Origin of the sequence: Asticcacaulis benevestitus DSM 16100 = ATCC BAA-896 (assembly GCF_000376105.1) — a bacterium.
GTDB lineage: Bacteria > Pseudomonadota > Alphaproteobacteria > Caulobacterales > Caulobacteraceae > Asticcacaulis > Asticcacaulis benevestitus.
Window position 1 is genome coordinate 1 of sequence record NZ_AQWM01000017.1, and the last position, 20200, is coordinate 20200.

At 56.4% G+C, this 20200-nt stretch carries 21 protein-coding genes and 1 pseudogene; 11 read left to right on the forward strand and 11 right to left on the reverse strand.

Annotated features, from left to right (window positions below):
* Window positions 1-1166 precede the first annotated feature (1166 nt).
* The 3 genes from B060_RS28450 (at window position 1167) to B060_RS0115180 (ending at window position 6020) form a co-directional block, all read left to right on the forward strand.
* Window positions 1167-2648, forward strand: coding sequence for an autotransporter outer membrane beta-barrel domain-containing protein (locus B060_RS28450; RefSeq protein ID WP_425303998.1), 1482 nt, complete (start codon window positions 1167-1169; stop codon window positions 2646-2648).
* A gap of 479 nt (window positions 2649-3127) precedes the next feature.
* Window positions 3128-4618 (forward strand): sulfotransferase, encoded by a 1491-nt coding sequence (locus B060_RS0115175; RefSeq protein ID WP_201768096.1) that lies wholly within the window; start codon window positions 3128-3130, stop codon window positions 4616-4618.
* On the forward strand, window positions 4611-6020 hold the full coding sequence (locus tag B060_RS0115180; protein WP_018082650.1) for a tetratricopeptide repeat protein: 1410 nt from the start codon (window positions 4611-4613) through the stop codon (window positions 6018-6020). The genes B060_RS0115175 and B060_RS0115180 overlap by 8 nt, the downstream gene beginning before the upstream one ends.
* Window positions 6021-6183: 163 nt before the next feature.
* Here the strand turns inward: B060_RS0115180 and B060_RS0115185 are convergent, their stop codons facing one another.
* Both B060_RS0115185 and B060_RS26620 read right to left on the reverse strand, forming a co-directional pair.
* Complete coding sequence (locus tag B060_RS0115185) at window positions 6184-7038, reverse strand: hypothetical protein (RefSeq protein WP_018082651.1); 855 nt, start codon at window positions 7036-7038, stop codon at window positions 6184-6186.
* A 13-nt stretch (window positions 7039-7051) separates the two neighbouring features.
* Window positions 7052-7243 carry a hypothetical protein gene (locus B060_RS26620; protein WP_081606883.1) on the reverse strand — a complete coding sequence of 64 codons (192 nt, stop codon included), beginning with the start codon at window positions 7241-7243 and terminating at the stop codon, window positions 7052-7054.
* 70 nt (window positions 7244-7313) lie between these two features.
* On the opposite strand from B060_RS26620, the gene B060_RS28255 reads away from it, so the two are divergent.
* The 5 genes from B060_RS28255 (at window position 7314) to B060_RS0115210 (ending at window position 9230) form a co-directional block, all read left to right on the forward strand.
* Window positions 7314-7442: a hypothetical protein gene (locus tag B060_RS28255; RefSeq protein WP_269078012.1), complete on the forward strand. Its 129-nt coding sequence runs from the start codon at window positions 7314-7316 to the stop codon at window positions 7440-7442.
* 152 nt (window positions 7443-7594) lie between these two features.
* Window positions 7595-7783 (forward strand): hypothetical protein, encoded by a 189-nt coding sequence (locus tag B060_RS0115195; RefSeq protein WP_018082652.1) that lies wholly within the window; start codon window positions 7595-7597, stop codon window positions 7781-7783.
* A 94-nt stretch (window positions 7784-7877) separates the two neighbouring features.
* Window positions 7878-8279, forward strand: a complete 402-nt coding sequence (locus B060_RS26195) for a hypothetical protein (RefSeq protein ID WP_155847715.1) — start codon at window positions 7878-7880, stop codon at window positions 8277-8279.
* A 91-nt stretch (window positions 8280-8370) separates the two neighbouring features.
* A complete protein-coding gene (locus tag B060_RS27260; RefSeq protein ID WP_155847716.1) occupies window positions 8371-8715 on the forward strand; it encodes a hypothetical protein in 345 nt (114 codons plus the stop codon).
* A 257-nt stretch (window positions 8716-8972) separates the two neighbouring features.
* Window positions 8973-9230, forward strand: a complete 258-nt coding sequence (locus B060_RS0115210; RefSeq protein WP_018082655.1) for a DUF7662 domain-containing protein — start codon at window positions 8973-8975, stop codon at window positions 9228-9230.
* On the opposite strand, the gene B060_RS0115215 is transcribed toward B060_RS0115210, so the two are convergent.
* The 5 genes from B060_RS0115215 to B060_RS0115235 form a co-directional block, all read right to left on the reverse strand.
* Window positions 9223-9423, reverse strand: coding sequence for a hypothetical protein (locus B060_RS0115215; RefSeq protein WP_155847717.1), 201 nt, complete (start codon window positions 9421-9423; stop codon window positions 9223-9225). The genes B060_RS0115210 and B060_RS0115215 overlap by 8 nt on opposite strands.
* A 105-nt stretch (window positions 9424-9528) precedes the next feature.
* Complete coding sequence (locus B060_RS0115220) at window positions 9529-10050, reverse strand: N-acetyltransferase (RefSeq protein ID WP_018082657.1); 522 nt, start codon at window positions 10048-10050, stop codon at window positions 9529-9531.
* Window positions 10047-10322, reverse strand: coding sequence for a type II toxin-antitoxin system TacA family antitoxin (locus B060_RS0115225; protein WP_026172880.1), 276 nt, complete (start codon window positions 10320-10322; stop codon window positions 10047-10049). The genes B060_RS0115220 and B060_RS0115225 overlap by 4 nt, the downstream gene beginning before the upstream one ends.
* Before the next feature lie 236 nt (window positions 10323-10558).
* On the reverse strand, window positions 10559-10924 hold the full coding sequence (locus B060_RS24745) for a type II toxin-antitoxin system RelE/ParE family toxin (RefSeq protein WP_018082659.1): 366 nt from the start codon (window positions 10922-10924) through the stop codon (window positions 10559-10561).
* A gap of 8 nt (window positions 10925-10932) precedes the next feature.
* The gene (locus tag B060_RS0115235; protein ID WP_026172881.1) at window positions 10933-11193 is read right to left on the reverse strand and encodes a ribbon-helix-helix domain-containing protein; all 261 of its coding nucleotides are present in this window, start codon (window positions 11191-11193) and stop codon (window positions 10933-10935) included.
* A 271-nt stretch (window positions 11194-11464) separates the two neighbouring features.
* Here B060_RS0115235 and B060_RS24750 point away from each other — a divergent pair, with 271 nt between their 5' ends.
* Together B060_RS24750 and B060_RS0115250 are read left to right on the forward strand one after the other, a co-directional pair.
* Window positions 11465-11863, forward strand: coding sequence for a hypothetical protein (locus B060_RS24750; RefSeq protein WP_018082662.1), 399 nt, complete (start codon window positions 11465-11467; stop codon window positions 11861-11863).
* Between the two features lie 195 nt (window positions 11864-12058).
* Complete coding sequence (locus B060_RS0115250; protein ID WP_026172882.1) at window positions 12059-13267, forward strand: winged helix-turn-helix domain-containing protein; 1209 nt, start codon at window positions 12059-12061, stop codon at window positions 13265-13267.
* Between the two features lie 432 nt (window positions 13268-13699).
* On the opposite strand, the pseudogene B060_RS24755 reads toward B060_RS0115250, so the two are convergent.
* The 4 genes and pseudogenes from B060_RS24755 to B060_RS0115265 form a co-directional block, all read right to left on the reverse strand.
* Window positions 13700-14810 (reverse strand): annotated as a pseudogene (locus B060_RS24755) (IS110 family RNA-guided transposase).
* Between the two features lie 190 nt (window positions 14811-15000).
* The gene (locus B060_RS24760; protein WP_157405652.1) at window positions 15001-15786 is read right to left on the reverse strand and encodes a recombinase zinc ribbon domain-containing protein; all 786 of its coding nucleotides are present in this window, start codon (window positions 15784-15786) and stop codon (window positions 15001-15003) included.
* Window positions 15787-15825: 39 nt separating this feature from the next.
* Window positions 15826-16038 carry a recombinase family protein gene (locus B060_RS28455; RefSeq protein ID WP_081606879.1) on the reverse strand — a complete coding sequence of 71 codons (213 nt, stop codon included), beginning with the start codon at window positions 16036-16038 and terminating at the stop codon, window positions 15826-15828.
* Between the two features lie 207 nt (window positions 16039-16245).
* A complete protein-coding gene (locus B060_RS0115265) occupies window positions 16246-17928 on the reverse strand; it encodes a methyl-accepting chemotaxis protein (RefSeq protein ID WP_018082666.1) in 1683 nt (560 codons plus the stop codon).
* Between the two features lie 639 nt (window positions 17929-18567).
* On the opposite strand from B060_RS0115265, the gene B060_RS0115275 reads away from it, so the two are divergent.
* Window positions 18568-19839, forward strand: a complete 1272-nt coding sequence (locus B060_RS0115275; RefSeq protein ID WP_018082668.1) for an O-acetylhomoserine aminocarboxypropyltransferase/cysteine synthase family protein — start codon at window positions 18568-18570, stop codon at window positions 19837-19839.
* Window positions 19840-20200: the final 361 nt, after the last annotated feature.

Sequence of the window (20200 nt, forward strand, 5' to 3'; positions counted from 1 at the left end):
CGATTGACAACTTCGGTGACATTTCGGGTGCGGGCGGTACGGCGATCAGGTTTGCCGGCGGCACCAACCAGTTGATACTGGAAAACGGCAGCTCGCTGAACGGCATCGCCGANGGCACGCTCGGGGTCAACACCTTGCTGGTGAATGGCAGCGCTACGCTTGCCNGCGTGACAGCCATCGGCTTCCGGTATGTCGGCTTTATCAACGCGACTCAGGCCGTCGACAGCACCTCGACCATCACCAACGCTTCGGTAATGTCAGGGACACTGACCAACCAGGGCACGCTGGACGGCGCTTTACAGATCACCAGTGGCGCCACGCTTGTCAGCAGCGGCGTCGTATCGGTGGATGATGACTCGGTCAACAATGGCCAGATCCATTCAAACGGCCTTCTGATTAACACCACCACCCTGACCAGCAACGGCGCCATCGCGAATGCCGGCACGCTCAGCAATTCAGGATCCGTGATTAATAATGGTTCGCTGAGCAATACCGGCAGCCTTGCCAATACCGGCATGATGACCAACAGCGGCGGTATGACCAATACCGGCACCATCAGTAATTCCGGCATTTTCAGTAACGCGGGGACCTTCAACAACACTGGTGACGTGTTGGCATCGAGCATTGGCGTGACGGGCGGGGGAAGCGTCAATAACACCGGCACGATTATCGGCACCGATGATACCGGCGTAAGGCTGGAGGCGGGGGGTGTGCTCACCAACTCTAGCAGCGGCTTTATTCAGGGTGGCATTTTCGGTGTGCAGGTCGCCAGCGGCGGCACGGTCGTCAATGCAGGCACCATTCTTGACGATGCGATCGCCGGTCTTGCACTCGGCAGCCAGGCTTCTCTTACCAACAGCGGCGTGATTGGCGGGGTTATCGGCCTTCAGTTTACCGGTCAAGACGCCAGCGCTATCAACAGTGGTACGATCTATGGCACTGGCGGTATCGCTGTGCAGTTCGGCAGCGGCGCGAATGCCCTGACTCTGACCACCGGATCTGTCGTCAACGGAGATATAGACGGCGGTTATGGCGCGGGTCAGATCACACTTGCGGGTTCGGGAATTTTGGCCAGCCAACTGGCCAATTTCGGTGCCGGAAGTCGGCTATCGATTGTTGAGAAGGCCGTGTGGAGAGCCAGTGGCACTTGGACGATAGGGTCTGTGATGAACGCCGGAACGCTGCAGCCCGGTGCTGCGGGCAGTGCGTTGCAGGTCAAGGGTGACTTCATACAGACGGCTGGCGGTACGCTGCAGGTCGCTGTCAATGCGGCCGGCGAGAGTTCACAATTGCAGGTCTCTGGCAGCGCGACGCTCGACGGCACCTTGTCTGTGCTGGCGGCCAACGGCACCTATAACACCTCTACCGCCTACTCGGTCATTTCCAGCACAAGCCTGACCGGTGAGTTCAGCAGCGTGAAGACCGATCTTGCCTTCCTGACGCCCCAGGTGACCTATAACCCGAACGGAGTCACCCTGACGCTCACGACCGGTCGTAAACCCGTGGACTTCTCCAGTGCGGCCAGCACCACCAACGAACATAACGTCGCGGTCGCTGTGCAGGCGGGCGGTGAGGACACGACGCTTTATCAGGCAGTCCTGGGACAGAGCATAGAGGGCGCTCGCAGCGCCTTTAACATGCTTTCGGGTGAAGCCTACGCCTCTGTCACCACGGCCTTGCTGGACGACAGTCGTGCCGTGCCAAAAACCATGCTGAACAGGCTACGACAGCAGACCTACGGCGCTGCCGCCGGTGAGTCTGCAGCTCTGGGCACCGGCGAAGCGAGTACGGTCACGTCTGGAAGTGAGTCCACAACCTCCACTGTGATAACATGGGCCGAAGCCTTTGGTGGCCGAGGCAAGATCAGAAACGACGGTAACGCCGCATCGCTCAGTCACGATCGTTCTGGTTTCATGACCGGCATGGATGCGCGCTTTGGTCAGGATTGGCGGGCGGGGGCTGCAGCCGGCTACACAAGTTCCAGCCTGACCCTATCTGAGCGGACGAGTTTCGCTGATGTCGATACCTATAACCTTGGTCTTTATGCAGGTCGCGCCTTCGGCCGTGTCACGCTTCGCTTGGGCGGCGCCGTTAGCTGGAGCCATGTTGACATGGGACGCCTGGTCAGTTTCCCGAGCTTCGAGGATGCACTGATCAGCCAATATGATGCCCGTACAGCGCAGATGTTTGGTGAGATGGGTTATGGCTTTGTCTGGAAAGGCGTTGCCATGGAGCCGTTTGCAGGCCTGTCGCGTGTCCACCAGACGCGTGGTGCCGCTCAGGAACAAGGTGGCGACGCGGCCCTGAACGTGCAAAGCGCCACCACGGATACGACCTACTCTACGCTGGGACTGCGCTCAGCCAGCCGCTGGATATTCAGTAATGGCGTCAGGCTCGTACCCCGCATGACATTGGGTTGGCAGCACGCCTTCGGGGACCTGAACCAGGCCAGCTATATGACCTTGACCAGCACGGGCAATAGTTTCAAGGTAAATGGTGTTCTGCTGGCAAGGGATGCGGGTGTGGTCGAATTGGGCCTGGACTGGAAGGTAAGAGACGAAATCAAGGTGGGCCTCTCCTATCAAGGGACGCTCTCCAAAAACGCTCAGGACCATGCCGTCACCGGTGTCTTCTCCTGGGTATTTTAAGGTCGTCGTGCATCTTTACAGGCGTGGTTTGCAACGCTGATCAATAGTTTCTATCAGGTTCTGCCGCCTCACCAATAAAGGGACGGGGCGTCAGACCACAGGGCGGCTTAACAAAAAAGCCGGCCCAGTCCGGGATACAATATATGAATCGTTTACAGCCAAACTTCTGTGCCTGTGGCAGCGGGCTCAGTGCATTGCGCTGTTGCCAGGCGGATCTTCAAAATTTTGCCTCTACGCCCTCCAGCCGTCACCTGTTGCCTCTTGTTGACGAAGCCATTAGCCGACATGCCAATGGCGCTTTGAAGGAAGCGGAGGCCCTGTGTCTTGAGGTGCTTGAACTTGCACCCGGTCAGGGCGGGGCGTTGGCCGTTCTCTATCAGATACGTAAGGCTGAAGCCGCAATGGTGGCCGCAGAGGTGCTGGTTAAGCGTCTGGTGTCGCTAGATCCCAACAATATCTGGGCCACTCAGGAACTCGCTTTGCTGTTGTTTGGCAGGGGCCATCTGGCGGAAGCGGAAGGTCACGCGCGCAATGCCGTGCGTATTGCGCCCACCGACCCGGTTTCACATAATCTGATGGGCATGATTTTGACGGAAATGAACCGACCGCAGGTTGGCGAATTTCACTATCGCAGGGCGCTTGAACTTCTGGGGCACCGGCAGCCCATTCTTCTCGCCAACCTCGCCTGGAACCTGAAGAATCAGGGGAAGATGGCGGAATCGCGGGCGCTTTATGAAGAGTCCGTTGGCCTCGACCCATCTATTCTGCAGACCTTGCTCGGTTGGGCGCGCATGGAGGAAACCGACCGGGATTTCGCGCGCGCGGACGCGCTTCTGGATCAGGCTGAGGCCATGGCGCCTGGCCATCCCAGCATATGGTTGCATCGCGCGGTCGTGCGCGGGCGTACCAAACATTATGACGAGGCCTTGGCCATACTAGATCGCATCGCTCTATCGAGTTCTGGAACCGGGCTTGGCACCAATGAGATGCTGGAAAAGGGGCGCTTGCTGGACAAGATGGGGCGCTTCGATGAGGCTTTCGAGGCCTTTAGCGGCGGAAAACGTCTTAACGTGGAGCAGGGTGGCCCGGTGTACATGGCGGCGCATGCCACGCAATTGGTTGAGCGACTGAAGGCCTACTTCACCAGCAGCCGCTTACGCATTGTGCCCCGCGCCACGACGCTTGAAAATAACCCGAAGCCCATTTTCATCCTTGGATTTCCGCGCTCTGGCACGACGATGGTCGAACAGACTCTGTCGGCCCATCCCAAGGTGTCCGCCGGAGACGAACTGACCTTCGTTAGTGATGTGGCTGATTTGATGCCCCGCATGCTGAATAGCCCTCTGACCTATCCCGAGGCCCTTGCGGACCTATGGATGGGGGACCAATGCGAGGGGCTGAACAATCTGCGGGATTATTACCTGCAGCGTGTGAAGCAACTGGGTATTGTCGAGCCGGGCGCCACGCGCTTTACCGACAAGATGCCTCTGAATGAAACGCACCTCGGGCTGATTGCGCTGATGTTCCCGGATGCGCCGCTTATACATGTCCTGCGCCATCCTCTGGATATTGTTCTGTCGGTCTATTCCAATCACCTGACCCACGGTTTTTACTGTGCCAACCAGCTGGAGACCATTGCTCAGCATTATGTTCTGGTGATGGATCTGGTGGCGCACTATCGGCGTGAAATGACGCTAAAATATCTGGCCGTAAGATACGAAGACATCGTCGAAGATCAGGAGCCCAATGTCCGTCAGATTTTGGCGTTCGCGGATTTGCCTTTCGACAAGGGATGCTTAAAGTTCCATGAAAATAAGCGTTATGCACGCACAGCGAGTTATGCTCAGGTAACAGAACAGCTCTATGACAAGTCGCGCTATCGTTACAGGCATTATCTGAAGCACCTGGCGCCGGTGATTCCGATTCTGGAGCCAACGATCGCGCGCCTGGGATATTCGATAGATGGCTAGTGTGGCGCAAGGTCAGCAGGCCTCCCTTCAGGGGGGGGTATCTCGGACGGTCGATGCGTGGTTGGCGGAAGCTGAGGCGCATGTACAATCGGAGCGTTTCGACGCTGCGGAAGAGATTGTGTCACGCGTCCTGGAGGCGCATCCCGCCTATGCGCCCGCTTTGCACCAGGCCGCCATCCTTGCGCACAGGCGAAAGCAGCCGCAAATGGCTTTGCATTGGCTCGAAAAGGCGATTGTCAGCGCGCCCGATCAGCCGATTTTTCATCGCAATATCTGCGAGCTCTATCGCAGTCAGGGGCGTTTGGAAGAAGCGGTTATTCATGGCAGGAAGGCTGTAGCGCTGGCGCCTGAAGACGCAGGCGCTCACTATAACCTCGGTGTCATTCATTACGACCGCATGGAGATCGACGAGGCTATTGCCTGCGCACGTCATGCCTTGTCACTCCAGCCGGACATGGCAGCCGCACATTTTGAACTGGCGGAAGCCTTGCTGTTGAATGGCGTGTTTGAAGAAGGATGGCGGGAATATGAATGGCGGTTTGATCTGCCGAATTCCCCGTCCTTGCTGCCCCACAAGGGTAAAACTTTGTGGGACGGTAAAGCCATGCCTGATGGCACCTTGCTTCTGATCGGCGACCAAGGTTTTGGCGATACCATCCAGTTTTGTCGCTATGTGTCAGAGGTGGCGAAACTTTGCCCCAACCTCATTATGGCGTGTAGTTCCGAGATGCGGCCCATCGTGGCCCAGCAGAATGGGATCGTCCATTATGCCGATCGTTGGGAGGAGGTGCCGGCATTTGACGCCTATTGCCCGCTTTCGGGTCTCCCGCGCCTCTTTGGCACGGATTTGCAATCGATCCCGGCGCCTGTGCCCTATGTACATGCTGAGGCCTCTTTGGTGGCCAAGTGGCGGAAAAGGCTAGAGGCTTTGATCCCTAGAGGGTTTCGGACTGTGGGGATTGTATGGGCGGGAAGACCAACCCATGGCAATGATCTGAACCGCTCGATGTCGCTTAGGAAGCTTGCGCCTTTGAGCGCTCTGGAACAGACCGTCCTTGTGTCGTTGCAAATGGGGCCAGCGGCCGCGCAGGCGGCTGACTACTACGGCAGGGCACCGCTGATCAATCTGGGTGCTGAAATTGTCGATTTCACCGACACCATGGCCATTCTGGAAATTCTGGATCATGTGGTCGCAGTCGATACGTCCATTGTTCATTTGGCAGGCGCTATGGGCAGGCCGGTTTCGGTCTTATTGCCGTTCGCACCCGACTGGCGGTGGCTGCGTGATCGCTCTGACAGTCCTTGGTATCCGACTGTTGAGCTGTTCCGTCAGGCGTTTCCAGCCGACTGGTCTGGTCCCGTGGCGTCTGTAGCCGCTCGCCTTAGGCTCGCCACCCGTTAAGATCTCCATCCGCGCCATAGTCGCCAAGCTCCAGTGATATCCCCGGAGATAGTTCCGGACCTATCTCCGGCACTTCGCTCAATTCGACCGCGGCACAAAATCCGCCGACCGGCCGCTTACTTTCAGCATACACTGAAGGCCGTGAAGGATACGGCGGCGGTCATTAAGCGGTTCGTGTGGCCTTGGGTGTCCGAGTCTTTTTAGCAGACGGGTTCTTTTCAGCGTCGTTGTCGCCGGAAGCGGCTGGCGCTGGTGCCTTAGTCTCGGGTGCTATTGCAGGTTTTGGGACATTCCACTTGCTATAGGCGTCGAAGTTGAACTCGGTTGCTGAAATTATTGAGCTCTGACGCAGAGATAAAAGGATCGTTTGATCCACTTCGCCGTAGTGCGTGGTGAACTTTACGGCGAGATCGTCTTTATCCCGATATCCGCTCATAAGGGGGATAATAGTGATGTCCTGATCCATACCGTTCGTCTCTGATGGTTCACCCAAGCTGATGACCTTCCCCACATACACCTTACGATCATCCATCGAGATCATTACATACTTGTTTCTTTGAAGTGACAGGTTGAATAAGAGATTATCCAGTGGGCTATCGGCCAGAATGCCGCCCATTATGAACACCCGCGCATTCCATGTTCCAAATCGGAAGCGTAGCTTTAGGGATGAATAAAACTGGTAGATGTAGGCGGAGAGGAAAGTGGTTGCTGATAGTATGAGAAACCAACTTACGCGCATCGCCTCGGGCTTATCCTTAGCTCCCAGGTTCATCACCATATCTTGCAGCCACAAATAGACTGGCAGACGAACCGTGAGCCGTCCAATTTGAAATGACGGAATATGGTATAGAATGAAGGTGAGACTGACAGCTATGACCAAGCATTTCAGTCCCAGTTCCGCACTTTTCAGATAGAGATACTGGCCTTCATATCTATGAAGCTTGTAAACGTGATTGGGACTGATATGGCATGCAATAAAGCCAACCACGAGTACAATAAGGCCCAGGAAGGTCAGCATCGACCGAACCTAATCAGGCGTTGACGATAGCTTTTGCACGTTCGGACGCTTCTTTAAACTCGTCCGTTTCGCGCACTTCTTCGGGATCAATTTTTATGGTTCCGCGGCCCACGACTTCTACCGACCGATAAGATGATCCTACCAAGTTTTTCAAAGTTGTGTCGGCCTTTGTTGGAGCCCAACCCATTATCCTAAAAAGAGCCACACTCATCTCCGAAAGTCGCTGCTGGCGCAACAATGAACCAAATAGCGTTTAAACGCAATATCGTTGGGTATTGTACAAATTTCAAGCCGCTAGATCTTACGTCAGGGATCGAGTCCGCACGGTGGTGCAGGGGCTTGACGCCAAGCTGAGCACCATCACCTTCAACCGCGAAACCCTGCCGATGTCAGCCGCGAAATAGACGACCCTTGTTCGAGCCAAACTTGCGCCGCACCGATAGCCACGGTGCGGCGCAAGTTTGGCGACAACAAAAATTCAATGTTGGAAAACGGTCGTGAAGGCGGCGTGAAGCTGGAAGAAACCGCCTTCTAGGTTGATTATTGTGGTGTGCGCATGATCTCGGTCGATGCGCCCCTGTTACAAGGCTATCACCATGGCTATGCACGTGGCGCGGCGCCGATGTCGACCAGAGAAGCGCGTTCCGACAACAACGCCAGGGTCTCTGTTGTGTCAGTCGCCGGACCTAAAATGTACGCCGTCTTCGATCTTGGCGTGGCCGCGCTCAAGCCGGCACCAGCATGAAAGACGGGGCCGCGCCTCACCCTTGCCGTCCCGCACAACTCAGAAAGCCCCCGCTATGAACAGATGTCTTGACCTCTTCAGACGCAAACCAAATGTGCCCCAGCCTGGGTTCCTGCCCGATCCCCTCAACTGGCAAGAAGACGCCAAGCGCACCGAAGCCTGTGTCAAGGCGTCAAACCTGTTCGATGCCGACTGGTATCTGACACGCTATCACGACGTCCGCGCGGCTGGCGTTGATCCCTTGCAACACTTTCTGCGCCACGGCGGATCTGAAAGGCGCAATCCGTCCACCCGGTTCGATACAGAGGCCTATCTGCGCCTCTATCCCGATGCCGTCAAAGGACACCCCCTCCTACATTATCTGCGCTATCGCAAGGAACGCAACCTCCACGCCCCCCGCGGTCGGGGAAAGCCCGGAGCCGCACCTACCGGCCCTATCCCCTCCGGCCGTGTCTGTCGCAGCGTACCCGAACGATCTGTACAGTACGTCGTATGATCCTTATCCGTACACCGCCGCCAAGTCTCTCGACAATGACAGGGCCTGTTATGAGAGGGACTTTCGCGACAGGGGCTATTCGGACGCCCACGTGACAGCCCCGACAGAGCGCGGCTCCCGGCAGGCCGCCTATATCAGGGACGCCGCCAAACGATCGCCGGCGATCCCGGCGCCTGGCTCAATGTCCCTTGATCACCGAGATCTGAGTGCTCTGCGCCACGCATTGCGACAGGCCGGCTTCGACATGGACCCCGCCGTTGCTCTGGTCACACCGCTCGCCGGTTCGCCCCCGACACAGGCGTCGGGCTTCGCCGTTATCCTCAGGCGGTCCCCCCCGAGCAACTTGTCCACCTACCACGCCCCCTATCCGTCAGCAGAGGCTCTACATCCTCTCCGTCCCGAACTGAACTTTAGAGACAACCTCTATGAGTGGTGACCGCAAACCCCCGTGGCGAGTTTCCAATACCTATCGCCACCTCAGCAAGTCCGTTCCTCGGGAACTTGCCCCCGCGGAGCTTGACAGGGTGTTCGCCCATGAAGCGGCCAATGCCGACCGGCGCGGGCTTCTGGTTGGCCGATTTATAGGGGAAAAGCCCCCCGCCGGCATGCTCCTGCCGCTACGCCTGGCGGTCCGACTGAAACCAGCGCCAGCGCAAGACATGAACCAGGGCCAGGTGAGTTAATCCGTCCGCGATGTCCAAGTACGACCCATTACGGCGCTTCCTGCGGCGTCGCGGCACGAAAGATGTGCTGCTGACTTTTAACGAGATCGAGCGCATCATCGGCGGCTTCCTGCCCAAGGCAGCGGAGGCCCCCGGCTGGTGGAGCAACACCCAAAGCCCGGAACGCAACCGTATCCAATCTGCCGCATGGCTTGATGCCGGATACCATGCCGAACCCTGCAAGGAACGCGAACGCATCCGCTTCCGCCAAAACATTGACCCTAAATAGATAGTTGAAAGCTCATCATGCCCGCTGAAATCGGCAGCCCTGCCAATGAGCCCGTCCAAGAATCGCGAGCCGGCCAGGCGATGCGCAGCATGACGGTCGATTCCTCGGTCACGGTCAGGGACACGACAGGGACTTTCTTCAATATCCTGGCGTAGATGAAGTGCTCGCTGGCGCTTAGGATAGACTCGTCCAAGCTCATATTGCTCGGCGCCAAGGATGGGAAGGCGTCCCTGACTGCCATTGTTTTGCCTCACCTCAGGGGGCTATTCGGAGCAACCTGCGAGAACTGCAATTCAGACTATTTAATTTGCAGTGCAGAGCGGATGGTTTGGAATGGCAGAATAAGTGAGAGGGGTGGATCATTTAGCGGTATCGCACCGTAGGACTGATACCACTTCGCAACCCGCTCGTTCTTGGCATCTATGAACATGGCGACCCCGCCAACTTCGTCAGCGACGCGAAGGCAGCGACGACCCGCCGCCAGGAGAAGTTGGCCTCCGATAAGCCCTTTGCCTTGCAAATGTATAGACACCGCAAGTCGGCCGAGGCGAAACATAGGAACGTCGTGTCGAGGCAGGCCTTTTATTATGGCGGCGGGCGCTCGTGCGAATTCAATCGAGACCGGACTTAGCGAATAGTAGCCCAAGATTGTATTCTGATCGTCGCTGCTCATGGCGAGGAAGGTTTTGGAAGCTCCTTGCTCGTGGTTCTTGCGCGCGTGTTCCCACAGGAAACGATTTAGGTCCGCATTGCCGCAATCAAAGCTTTTGCGATCGTGATGGCGCGCGATCGCTTCTTCATGCCAAGTCGGAATGATCATTCCTTTGGCAATGCCTTGGCGGCTGCCAATAACTTTTCGTTGGGAGAAGGCGGGTTCCCCAGGAGAGCCAGCACTTTTAAGGTGTCTGTTTCCGAAAGGCTGATCCGTTCAGCACGATCGATGGCGGACTGGGCAGCTTCAATTGCCGTGTTTAGGATGAAGGTCGTGAGGTTCGTATGCTCAATTGCCGCAGCACGCATCAAAACCGCCTTCTCTGATGGCTTTAGGCGAATAGCCAAACGGCTGTTATCATCGATGGCAGGTCTTGGCATGAGTGAACTCCAACTCAAAAAGATACCTACTCCTACCAAAAATTCGAAATCTCGTCAATTGTACGCTTTCAAAGCGTACATAGGTAAATTTGAGCTCTTCTGTGGTTGCCGCCCGTAGTGCAAGAAGAATCTGAACTAAATTTGCGAGTGATCGAGTGCGGTCTTCTGTAAGGCTTTTAAGTGCGGTATTTCAGAAACCGCTGGCCGGTATGGTGATCTGCGGACCAGGTCCAAATCTAACTTTCGCGCTGGATGGTGGCGATTTCATGCATGGTCATATGCTGTAATTCTTTCAGCCGATTTGGCATGTCCATGCTTTCATGGAAAATTCCGATGATGATTATGGTATCTTTGTCATAAGGCTGAAAGGCAATATAGCGGTGCTCCACCAGATGGATTAAAAAGCCTGTGCCTGTGGCCAGATCATCGCGGTGTGGCGAGTTGAAGCCCTCGTGGTTTTCAGCAATGTGCTGAAATCCGGCCAATAAGGCCGCACTGTATTGTCTGGCCTGTGCAATGCCCCACCGTTCCTTGGTATCGCGCACCGCCTTTTTTAAATGCATTTCGGCAGTCAAGGTCAGACGATAGGTTTTGGTGTTCATCGTCGGCGTTAGCGATCCAGGCCGTCGAGGAACTCGTCCATATTCTGTCCCACCTCTGCGGCGGAATAGGTACGACCGTTTTTAATATCGTCGGCAGATTTCAGGAGTTCTTTGAAGACGTAAAGCCGTTCCGCCTCTTTTTCCATATCGCTGCGGATCAGGGCGCGGACATATTCACTGGGGGTGGCAAACGCCTCTTCGCCGCTGGTGCGAAGATCGACGTAGGCGCGCATTTCATCAGGCAAACTTACGTGCAAACTACTCGTCATGACAGCCCACTTCGTCGGTTTCAACAGCTTTAAAATGCCCCTGTCGGGCGAAAATGTCAATAGATGACATTTGCGCTAGGCGTCAGGTGAGGGGCAGCGCAGCCCGCGTTGGGTCGAGGGCCACACGCATCGTCTTCGTTTGCACTTGAAGCCGTTCTTCGGGAACCTTGGCATCTCGGAGGAGACCGCCGGCCGAGTACAAGCCTATCGCGTTCATCGCGCCGGCCGGACCGGGCGCAAGCCCTAGCCGCCGAAAGAGGGGGAAGAGGCAGTGGCGGCCAAGCCGCCCTCGCGCTCGACTATCCACGATGAGATCGTGACCTTGCGCCAGGTGCTGAAGACGGCGCAACGCCACGCCTGGCTGACCCACCTGCCGGACCTGTCGCCGCCCTATGGTACACGCGGCAAGATCAGTCATCGGCCGTGCTTCAGTCCGGTCGAATACAAGGCGCTGTACACCGCCACGCGGGATTACGCCAAGACCGTACATGAGCGCCATCGCTGGAATGCCGAGCAGGTGCATGACTTTGTTCTGTTCATGGGCAATACAGGCTTGCGGCCGGACGAGGCGAAGAACCTCCAGCATCGTGACATCGCCATCGTCAGGGACGAGGACACCGGCCAGCGGATTCTGGAGATCGAGGTGCGCGGCAAGATCGGCGTTGGTTAGCCGGAAGTGAACTGCGCAAATTTGCGTAAGTGCATGGAAAGCAGGTCATCCGAACAAGGCGACCAGGCTTAGGGGCTGCTGCGGTGCTGGTTTTGGCCTTGGCACCAGCTTGCCGGCGCATCAACGATATCAATGCCATTTTTTTGTCGAGTAAGGTCATAGTGATGGTCCGATTTAATGGAAACGGAACATGATATGATGGAAAGTCTTTCAGCCAGGGATGCTCGCCGGATTGCCCTGACCGCGCAAGGGTTCGGAAAGGCAAGTGCCGTTACGCCTTCGCGCCGCAAGCTGTTGGATTTGGTTGAGCGCCTTGGCGTTATACAGATCGATTCCGTCAATGTCGTTTCTCGCGCACATTATATGCCGCTGTATTCCCGATTGGGCGCGTACCCGCGCGAACTTTTGGAAGACCTGGCCTGGGGCAGGAAGCCTCAGGTTTTCGAATATTGGGCGCATGAGGCCAGTCTGTTACCACATGAGCGACAACCTTTGTTCCGGTGGCGCATGGCCGATGCTCGCAGCGGCGTAGGTGTCTGGGGCAATGTCGCCCGTTTCCTGCAAGATCACAAACATCTGGTTGAGAGCGCCCTTGCGCAAATTCGCCAACGAGGCCCTCTTGCTGCGTCTGAACTGGACATTGGCAGCAAAGGCGAGGGGGGCTGGTGGGGCTGGAGTGACGCCAAACGGGCCGTCGAATGCCTGTTCTGGGCGGGTGAGGTTATGGCGACGACGCGTCGCCGGTCATTTGAGCGAGTCTACGCGCTGCCCGAGGCCGTACTGCCGTCCGCCATCCTGTCGCGGCCGACACCCAGCCGAAGGGATGCGCATCGCGAACTGGTACGCTTGTCGGCCGAGGCGATGGGCGTTGCGACGGCACGTGACCTGCGCGACTATTACAGACTGGGCCTGTCAGACTCGAAGAGCGCCATAGAGGAACTGGTTGAAGCGGGGGATCTAACGCCTGTTCGTGTTGAAGGCTGGAAAGATATGGCTTATCTGACCAAAGAGTTGGCAAAGCCCGCTGTTGCCAAAGCCTGCACGCTGTTGTCGCCCTTCGATAATGCCATTTGGTTTCGCGAGCGCACAGAGCGCTTGTTCGGTGTCCGTATCGTACTGGAAATCTATACGCCGGCACCCAAGCGGGTTTACGGCTATTATGTTCTGCCGTTCCTCGAAGGCGATGCCATCACCGCACGGGTCGACCTGAAAGCGGATCGCAAGGCATCGGTCCTGGTTGTACAGGCGAGCCATTTGGAGGCCTTGGCCACGCGACACACGGTTGAACGTCTGGCTGTCGAGTTGCGCGGCTTTGCAGCATGGCTCGGGTTGGCTGCGGTCCGTGTTGAAAATCGTGGCGCTATGGCGGCAGCCCTGTCGGTCAGGCTGGCCGGCAGTTTTTGAGATGTGAATTGAAATCCACCTGTTGCAATCCTTTGCTTGGCTAATATGTGACTATTGACACGTCGCCTTCTCAGGCAGAAACGACATTTTTTCTCTAACACACAGGCTCTTATGTCCGTGATGTCAACGACAAGACGCGTTGATTTATCCTGATTTCCGTCAGGGGTTTTGGCATGTATCGACACCCATTGGAGGCGGCAGGAAGCATGGACGACGGTTGATCCGGCTCTTATCCGCGGGTTGGTTACCGCATGACCAAGGTTCGTCGCGGGGCTTCCTCTGTCTAGTAAACGTGCATCGGCATTGAGCTTGCTCATACCCGGCTTCGAGGGTTCCCCAACCTCCCCAGCCTGCCGCCACTAATGAGTGTCGAAGTCTATCTAAATTACGCCGTTCACCTCCTTCTTTTCGGAATAATGTATTTGGCGAAGATCAGGCGAACTTTGGTTCGACCATACGAGCGATGGCCCATATGAAGCCCACCAACTCCCGGGCGATGGCGACAATGACCTTGGGTGCGGCCTTGCCGGACGCGATCAACCTTTTGTATCGCGCCGACAGCCGAACCTGGGCCGTCCACGCAATATTTCGGATCGGTTCGGGGAGGCCTTTCATTCGGTCTCGAATGATTTGAGTGACCCGTGCCGGGAACCGATAGGTCCACGCCGCCTCCACCAGACATGTCCTGGCAAGACTATCGCCGGTCTTCGTAACTCCTCCGCGACGTATTGTGGCACCGCTTGAGTGCTCTGATGGATTGAGCCCCAGGAATGCCATGAGCTGACGGGGTGATTCAAAGCGGTCGAAGCTTCCGACTTCAGCAACAAGAACGGCGGCCACGACTAAGGACACGCCGCGTAGCGCCTGGATGGCATTTACAACCGAGGCGAGAAGCCGCTTCGGTACGAGCTCGATAATAGCCGCCTTCAATCTAGCGCAAAGCGCCTCGGCACGTTCGATCCTATGAAGCATCTCTTCATGCGCCAGGTGTTGAGCGGGATGGGCAAAGGTCAACTCGCCAAGCCAGCGCCTATGGGATTTGGTCCAATGGCCATACGGTGAAGTGATGCCATGGCGCAGTAGAAAACTCAGGAGGTGCTGACGCGCCTTTCTTAGGTCAACCATCGCTTGAGACCTAAGCCGAACAAGGTCTCGCATAGCCTCGTGTGCTTCATCTGGAATCCAGACTGACGTCAGTTGTCCGGCCCGCAGTGTCTGCGCGAGCATCATGGCGTCACGTCTATCTGTCTTTACTCTATCGCCAACCTTCCTGGGGATGAGAGATGGCGCGACAACATCGCAGGTGTGACCAAGGCCGCTTAGTCTTCGTTGCACCCCGTACCCACATGGGCCGGCCTCATAGCAAAAATGCAAATGTTGCCCGCCTTTGGAAAGCTTTCGGCTTAACGTCCGAATGGCCTCCGGCGTATTCTCGATCGTTCCGTAAAATCGAACGTCTGCACCCGCAGCTCCATCAACCTGGGCCACTGCGATCGTTTTTTTTGTGTACGTCCAACCCGACAAAGAGTGTAGTCTTTTCCATGGTCCGCCTCCAGTGTCTGGGGATAGGCTCACTATGAGCAACCCCCGTTGCGCTTGACGCCTGAGTTGACACCTCGAGGCGGGCCACTTCAATTGGCTAATGCCTCACGGACATGATGGTCTAGCACAAGTATTTTTCAATGGCCTAAATTATGTATAGATTCATGAGGATGTGCGATTTTTGCTCAGGCTCATAACCTGAAGGTCGTCAGTTCAAATCTGGCCCCCGCAACCAACTTAACTACGCCTTCGGGTGTGGTGACAGGAAGTCTATCAGAAACTACAACACAGACCCCCGAGGCGAAAGCCAAGGGGGTTTTTGTTTGCCGGCATTGGTCGGCCAGCCAATTTAGAACGTTGCCGTATTCGCCGTGAATGGTTGCGTACATCTCATCTGCCTCCCCAGGGGTAAGGACGATTCTATCTATCAGTCCCCGGAGTACTTCGGCCGCTCCCTCCCGTTCCTCCTCGTTATTCAACGCGACCGTGAGCCGTTGCACTTTTTCCCGATAAACATTCGCCAGACTTGGTAGTTTATCGAGCTCAGCGACGGTCTCGTGATCCAAACGCATCTGCAGGTCAGACTTGCGGTTTTGCAAATCGGCCATTCTGGCTTTCATGTCTTCATTATAAAGTCCCTCTTCGATGGCCGTTATGATTGCACCAATAGCCTTTTGGGTTTTGGCCAACTCCGCCTGCCAGGCACGCTCATTCGCGCGGCGAGCATGGTTCTGCTTATTCACCTCCTCGATGAAACCTTTCATCGCCATTTCCGCGACATCGGGTGCGAGCATGCGATCTTTTAGGCCGCTCAACACGCCTTCTTCCAGATGAGATTGACGTACAGTTCGACCATTGGCACAGGTCCCGGCGCTGCGGTTCGCACATCCATATCTGTCGATGCCACGCATCGCATAACTGCCCCCACAAACGCCGCAGGTTAGTAAACCCGACAGGAGCCACTTGGGCTTCTTCATATGGACCAGCCCGTGCGCCATCCTGTTTTGTCGTCCCGTTCACTGAGGCGCTGTTTTTTCACGGATTTCGTCAAGCCTCTGCCGCGCTTGGTCCCAAATCTCCTGAGTGACAATGCGAAGGTGCGGCACATCTGAAATGACCCATTCAGATCGAGGATTCATACGTGACACGCGCCGGCCGCTGGTCGGGTCCTTCAGATAACGCATTCGGTTCCATATCTGCCGGCCGATATAAATCTCGTTGTTAAGAATGCCTGTGCCGCGATCGGGAAGCTTGCGCGGTTGATTTTAGTCTTGTCATGAGGGTTGGCAATAAAAAGGACGCGGCGATAAATTATGCCGCGTCCTTTTATGTATTTTCGGCCCATCTTCCGAAAGCGACACCAGATCTGCGGGCTTCGCGATTACACCTCCCCCCACAACGAAGTTGCCGCTTCGCAAGGGAGGATGATCAGAGCCTTACGCCGCCCGGACGTGCGCCAGGAAGCCGTTGATCTGGTTGCGCAGGTTGGCGGCCTGATGGGCCAGTTCGCCGGAGGCCGACAGCACCTGAGCGGCACCGGCGCCGGTTTCCTCGGCCATGCGGGCCACGCCGGTGATGTTCGTGGTCACCTCCTGCGTACCCATCGACGCCTGATTGACGGCCTGGACGATCTCATTGGTGGCCGAGCCCTGCTGCTCCACAGCGGCGGCGATGGTCGATGACGAGTCGTTGATGTCGCGGATGGTGCCGGTGATGTTCTCGATGGCCTCTACGGCGCGGCGGGTGGTCGATTGAATACTGCCGATGTGCTGGCTGATCTCGGCTGTGGCGCGGCTGGTCTGGCCAGCCAGGGCCTTCACCTCCGAGGCGACGACGGCGAAGCCCTTACCGGCTTCCCCGGCGCGGGCCGATTCGATAGTGGCGTTGAGCGCCAAAAGGTTGGTCTGCGAGGCGATGCCGGTGATCATATCGACAATGCCGTTGATGCGGTCGGCGGCTTCGGACAGTTCCTGCACGATGGCGGCGGTGGCGTCGGCCTCACGGACGGCTTCACGTGCCTTGATCGACGAGTGCTCGACCTGACGGCCGATTTCCTGCACCGAGGCGCCCAGTTCTTCGGCCGAACCGGCGACTGAGGTGACATTGGTGCCGGCTTCTTCGGCGGCGGCGGAAACCGAGGTGGCCTGGGCGGCCGATTCATGCGCCGACGAGGTCAGTTGCTGGGCCGTGGCCTGCATTTCTGTAGCGGCGGAAGAGACCAGTTCGACAATGCCACCAACGGCATTCTCAAACTGATCGGCCAGATCATACATGGTCTTCTTGCGCTGAACCTCGGCATCTGCGCGGACCTGACGGGCTTCTTCTTCGAGAGCTAGAGTACGGATCAGATTGTACTTGAAGACCTCGACCGTCTTGGCCATATCGCCGATTTCGCTGCGTTCGCCGACATTGGGGATGACCACGGCGGTGTCGCCATCAGCCAGTTTCTGCATGACGCCGGACATCCGGCTGATCGGCAGGGAGATGCCGCGGATCATGGCAAAGCCAATGACGAAACAAGCGGCGGCGGTCGCGCCGAGAGCGATCATGATGAGAGTGATGGCTGTCTTGCCGAGGGCAACACCGGCTTCAGCCGCGTCGTTGCCCGCTTTCAACTGGAAGGCGCGATCGCTGCCGATGGCTTTGCGCAGAGTATCGGCGTTCTTCTTCATAGAACCCTGGAACAGAGATATGGCACCGGCCTGATCTCCAGATTCAACCATGGCAAACAGCGTTGCGTTGTCGGCCAGACAGGCCCCCTTAGCCTTGTTGATCGCTTCAGCCATCCGGCGTTCGTCACCCTCAGAGATCAGTGGTTCATAGGCTTTCAAATCCTTTTCGATACGCTTCATGGAATCGGCGATCTTGTCTTTCATATCAAGACGCGCTTCGGGCGAAACGAGGATAAGCTGGGCTTGACGACTGCGCATCTGTTCAAAATCTTGCGATAAATCGCCAAGCACATTAGCGGCAGGTAGCCAGTTAAGGGCCACATCCTGTGCGGCGGCATTGACCGCACTCAGACGTTGAATAGAGAAAAGGCCGAGGCCTATGGTGGCGCAAAGCACCAAGGCGAACGCGCCGATAACGCGTGCGCGGATCGTCATATTCTTAAACATTGTCGTTCCCCAGCAATACAAAAAGTTGCATTTGAAAACCAACGCTGCGCCCCTGTGGATAAATTAATGGTTAATAACCACAATCGCCGTGGGGCAAAATGCAAATTTTTGCAATCTTGGGTCTATCTCTTCCGGCAGTGGAAACAGGAGCCATCAACAAATCAGCCTCTCTTTTGATCCGGCCCGGCTTCAGATCGAGGTTGGCAGGCATAGCGTCAGTAGTAGTTCAGTGTCGCTAACAAAACTCGCGCGGAACGATCCCTCGCGGAACATGTCGCGGTTCGACAATATCGACGAATGCTCGCAAAGGTGCAGTCATGAGCCTGCTAATGGGCTTCATGATTAAGAACCATCCGCTCGCAGCCCTCACGGACATCACGGGAGAATTTATTCGGCGTATCCCAATCCTGGAATGAGATGGAGCCCGCGCCAGACCCGGGCGGTCCACAATCGGGAAAATGCCGAAAGCGCAATCTCGTAGAACCCCTGTTCAACAAATCTAAAAACTGAAGTAGGGGTTTTACATGGCACGACACAACCTGGGAATCTCACCTCGGTTGCGTCAGCCTTGGTTGAAAATAGCAACGAATACCCTTTGACCTCGGACGCCTAACGCTAAATAAACAGAGGAAATGCTTAATGAAACTCCAAACTTTGGCTCTACACCACGCCTATAAGCCTGAGGTGCCACAGCGTCCGGCGGCGGTGCCAATCTACCAGACAACGTCCTACACATTCGACGATACCCAGCATGGAGCGGACCTGTTCGATCTGAAAGTTGCCGGCAATATCTATTCCCGCATTATGAACCCGACCACGGCCGTTCTGGAGCAGCGCGTCGCTGAAATGGAGGGCGGTATAGGAGGCTTGTGTGTCGCGTCCGGCATGGCCGCCATCACGGCAGCCATTGAGGCCATTACAGATGCCGGCGACAATATCGTTTCGGTTAGCCAGCTTTATGGTGGCACCTATAATCTGTTCATGCACACGTTTCCGCGGCAGGGGATCGAGGTCCGCCTTTTTGCAGCCGATGATTTTGACGCGCTGGAACGCCTCATCGACGCCAGGACCAAGGCGGTCTTTTGCGAATCCATCGGCAATCCGGCCGGAAACATCGTCGATCTCAAGCGCATCAGTGAAATCGCCCATCGTCACGGCGTTCCGGTGATCGTAGACAACACGGTCGCTACCCCTTTTCTGTGCAGACCCTTTGATTTCGGCGCGGACATTGTCGTCCACTCCCTGACCAAATATATCGGCGGTCATGGCAATTCCATCGGCGGTATTATAGTCGATTCCGGCAAGTTCGATTGGACCGCTCAAAAGGCACGTTTCAGGGCTTTGAATGAGCCTGATCCCTCGTATCACGGCGTTGTTTACACCGAAGCGTTTGGGCCGGCGGCCTATATTGGTCGGTGTCGCGTCGTGCCTCTGCGCAACAAAGGCGCGGCCTTATCCCCGCACAGTGCGTTCCTGATTTTAATGGGGCTGGAAACCCTGTGTCTTCGAATGGAACGCCACTGCAGCAACGCACAAGCCGTGGCGGAGTATCTCAATAGCCACCCCAAGATTGCCTGGGTTAATTATGCGGGATTGCCGGACAACCGGTATAATGCTTTGGCGCAGGCCTATACTCAAGGCAAGGCCTCGGGCATTGTGTCATTCGGCATTAAAGGCGGGCGTGATGCTGGCGCTACCTTTATCGACGCCTTGCAGATGATCTATCGTCTGGTGAACATCGGCGACGCCAAATCGCTGGCATGCCACCCCGCATCTACGACGCATCGTCAGCTCGGCCCGGATGAACTGGTTAAGGCCGGTGTCTCAGAGGACCTGGTGCGGTTGTCGATCGGTATCGAGCACATCGACGACATCATCGCAGATGTGTCTCAAGCTCTGGATAAGGTGTAAACGAATTGTCACGGTTTGGGCGCGGTCGCTTTAGCGCCCAAACTCCTTCCTCTAAAGGACGGTTTTTGGCGTCGAAGAGCCCGTGGGTGACTTGACCCGTATATGCTAGACATCTTCCTGAAGAGCGACCGAGCCTTCGTGAAGACGGGGGGGGGGGACGCTGAAACGCCTGGCCGACAGCCGCCCATTGGCTTGACGTTGCAAAAGAGATTGAGCGGTCAAAGTGGGGGTATCGATTAGTGGCAGATCAAGGGTAGCTCAAGTGTTTGTGTCTGTGTCGACATCCAACACGATGGCTACGCCAATCATCGCGTCGAATTTGCAGTAACATCAGTTCTAGTTTTCGATCCGGTGGAGTGAA

Bases quoted from the DNA above. Each gene is read 5' to 3' on its own strand.
- B060_RS28450 (WP_425303998.1), top strand. From the start codon at position 1,167: ATGAACGCCGGAACGCTGCAGCCCGGTGCTGCGGGCAGTGCGTTGCAG.
- B060_RS0115180 (WP_018082650.1), top strand. From the start codon at position 4,611: ATGGCTAGTGTGGCGCAAGGTCAGCAGGCCTCCCTTCAGGGGGGGGTA.
- B060_RS0115185 (WP_018082651.1), bottom strand. From the start codon at position 7,038: ATGCTGACCTTCCTGGGCCTTATTGTACTCGTGGTTGGCTTTATTGCA.
- B060_RS0115195 (WP_018082652.1), top strand. From the start codon at position 7,595: ATGATCTCGGTCGATGCGCCCCTGTTACAAGGCTATCACCATGGCTAT.
- B060_RS0115210 (WP_018082655.1), top strand. From the start codon at position 8,973: ATGTCCAAGTACGACCCATTACGGCGCTTCCTGCGGCGTCGCGGCACG.
- B060_RS0115220 (WP_018082657.1), bottom strand. From the start codon at position 10,050: ATGATCATTCCGACTTGGCATGAAGAAGCGATCGCGCGCCATCACGAT.
- B060_RS0115225 (WP_026172880.1), bottom strand. From the start codon at position 10,322: ATGCCAAGACCTGCCATCGATGATAACAGCCGTTTGGCTATTCGCCTA.
- B060_RS24745 (WP_018082659.1), bottom strand. From the start codon at position 10,924: ATGAACACCAAAACCTATCGTCTGACCTTGACTGCCGAAATGCATTTA.
- B060_RS0115235 (WP_026172881.1), bottom strand. From the start codon at position 11,193: ATGACGAGTAGTTTGCACGTAAGTTTGCCTGATGAAATGCGCGCCTAC.
- B060_RS0115250 (WP_026172882.1), top strand. From the start codon at position 12,059: ATGATGGAAAGTCTTTCAGCCAGGGATGCTCGCCGGATTGCCCTGACC.
- B060_RS24760 (WP_157405652.1), bottom strand. From the start codon at position 15,786: ATGAAGAAGCCCAAGTGGCTCCTGTCGGGTTTACTAACCTGCGGCGTT.
- B060_RS0115265 (WP_018082666.1), bottom strand. From the start codon at position 17,928: ATGTTTAAGAATATGACGATCCGCGCACGCGTTATCGGCGCGTTCGCC.
- B060_RS0115275 (WP_018082668.1), top strand. From the start codon at position 18,568: ATGAAACTCCAAACTTTGGCTCTACACCACGCCTATAAGCCTGAGGTG.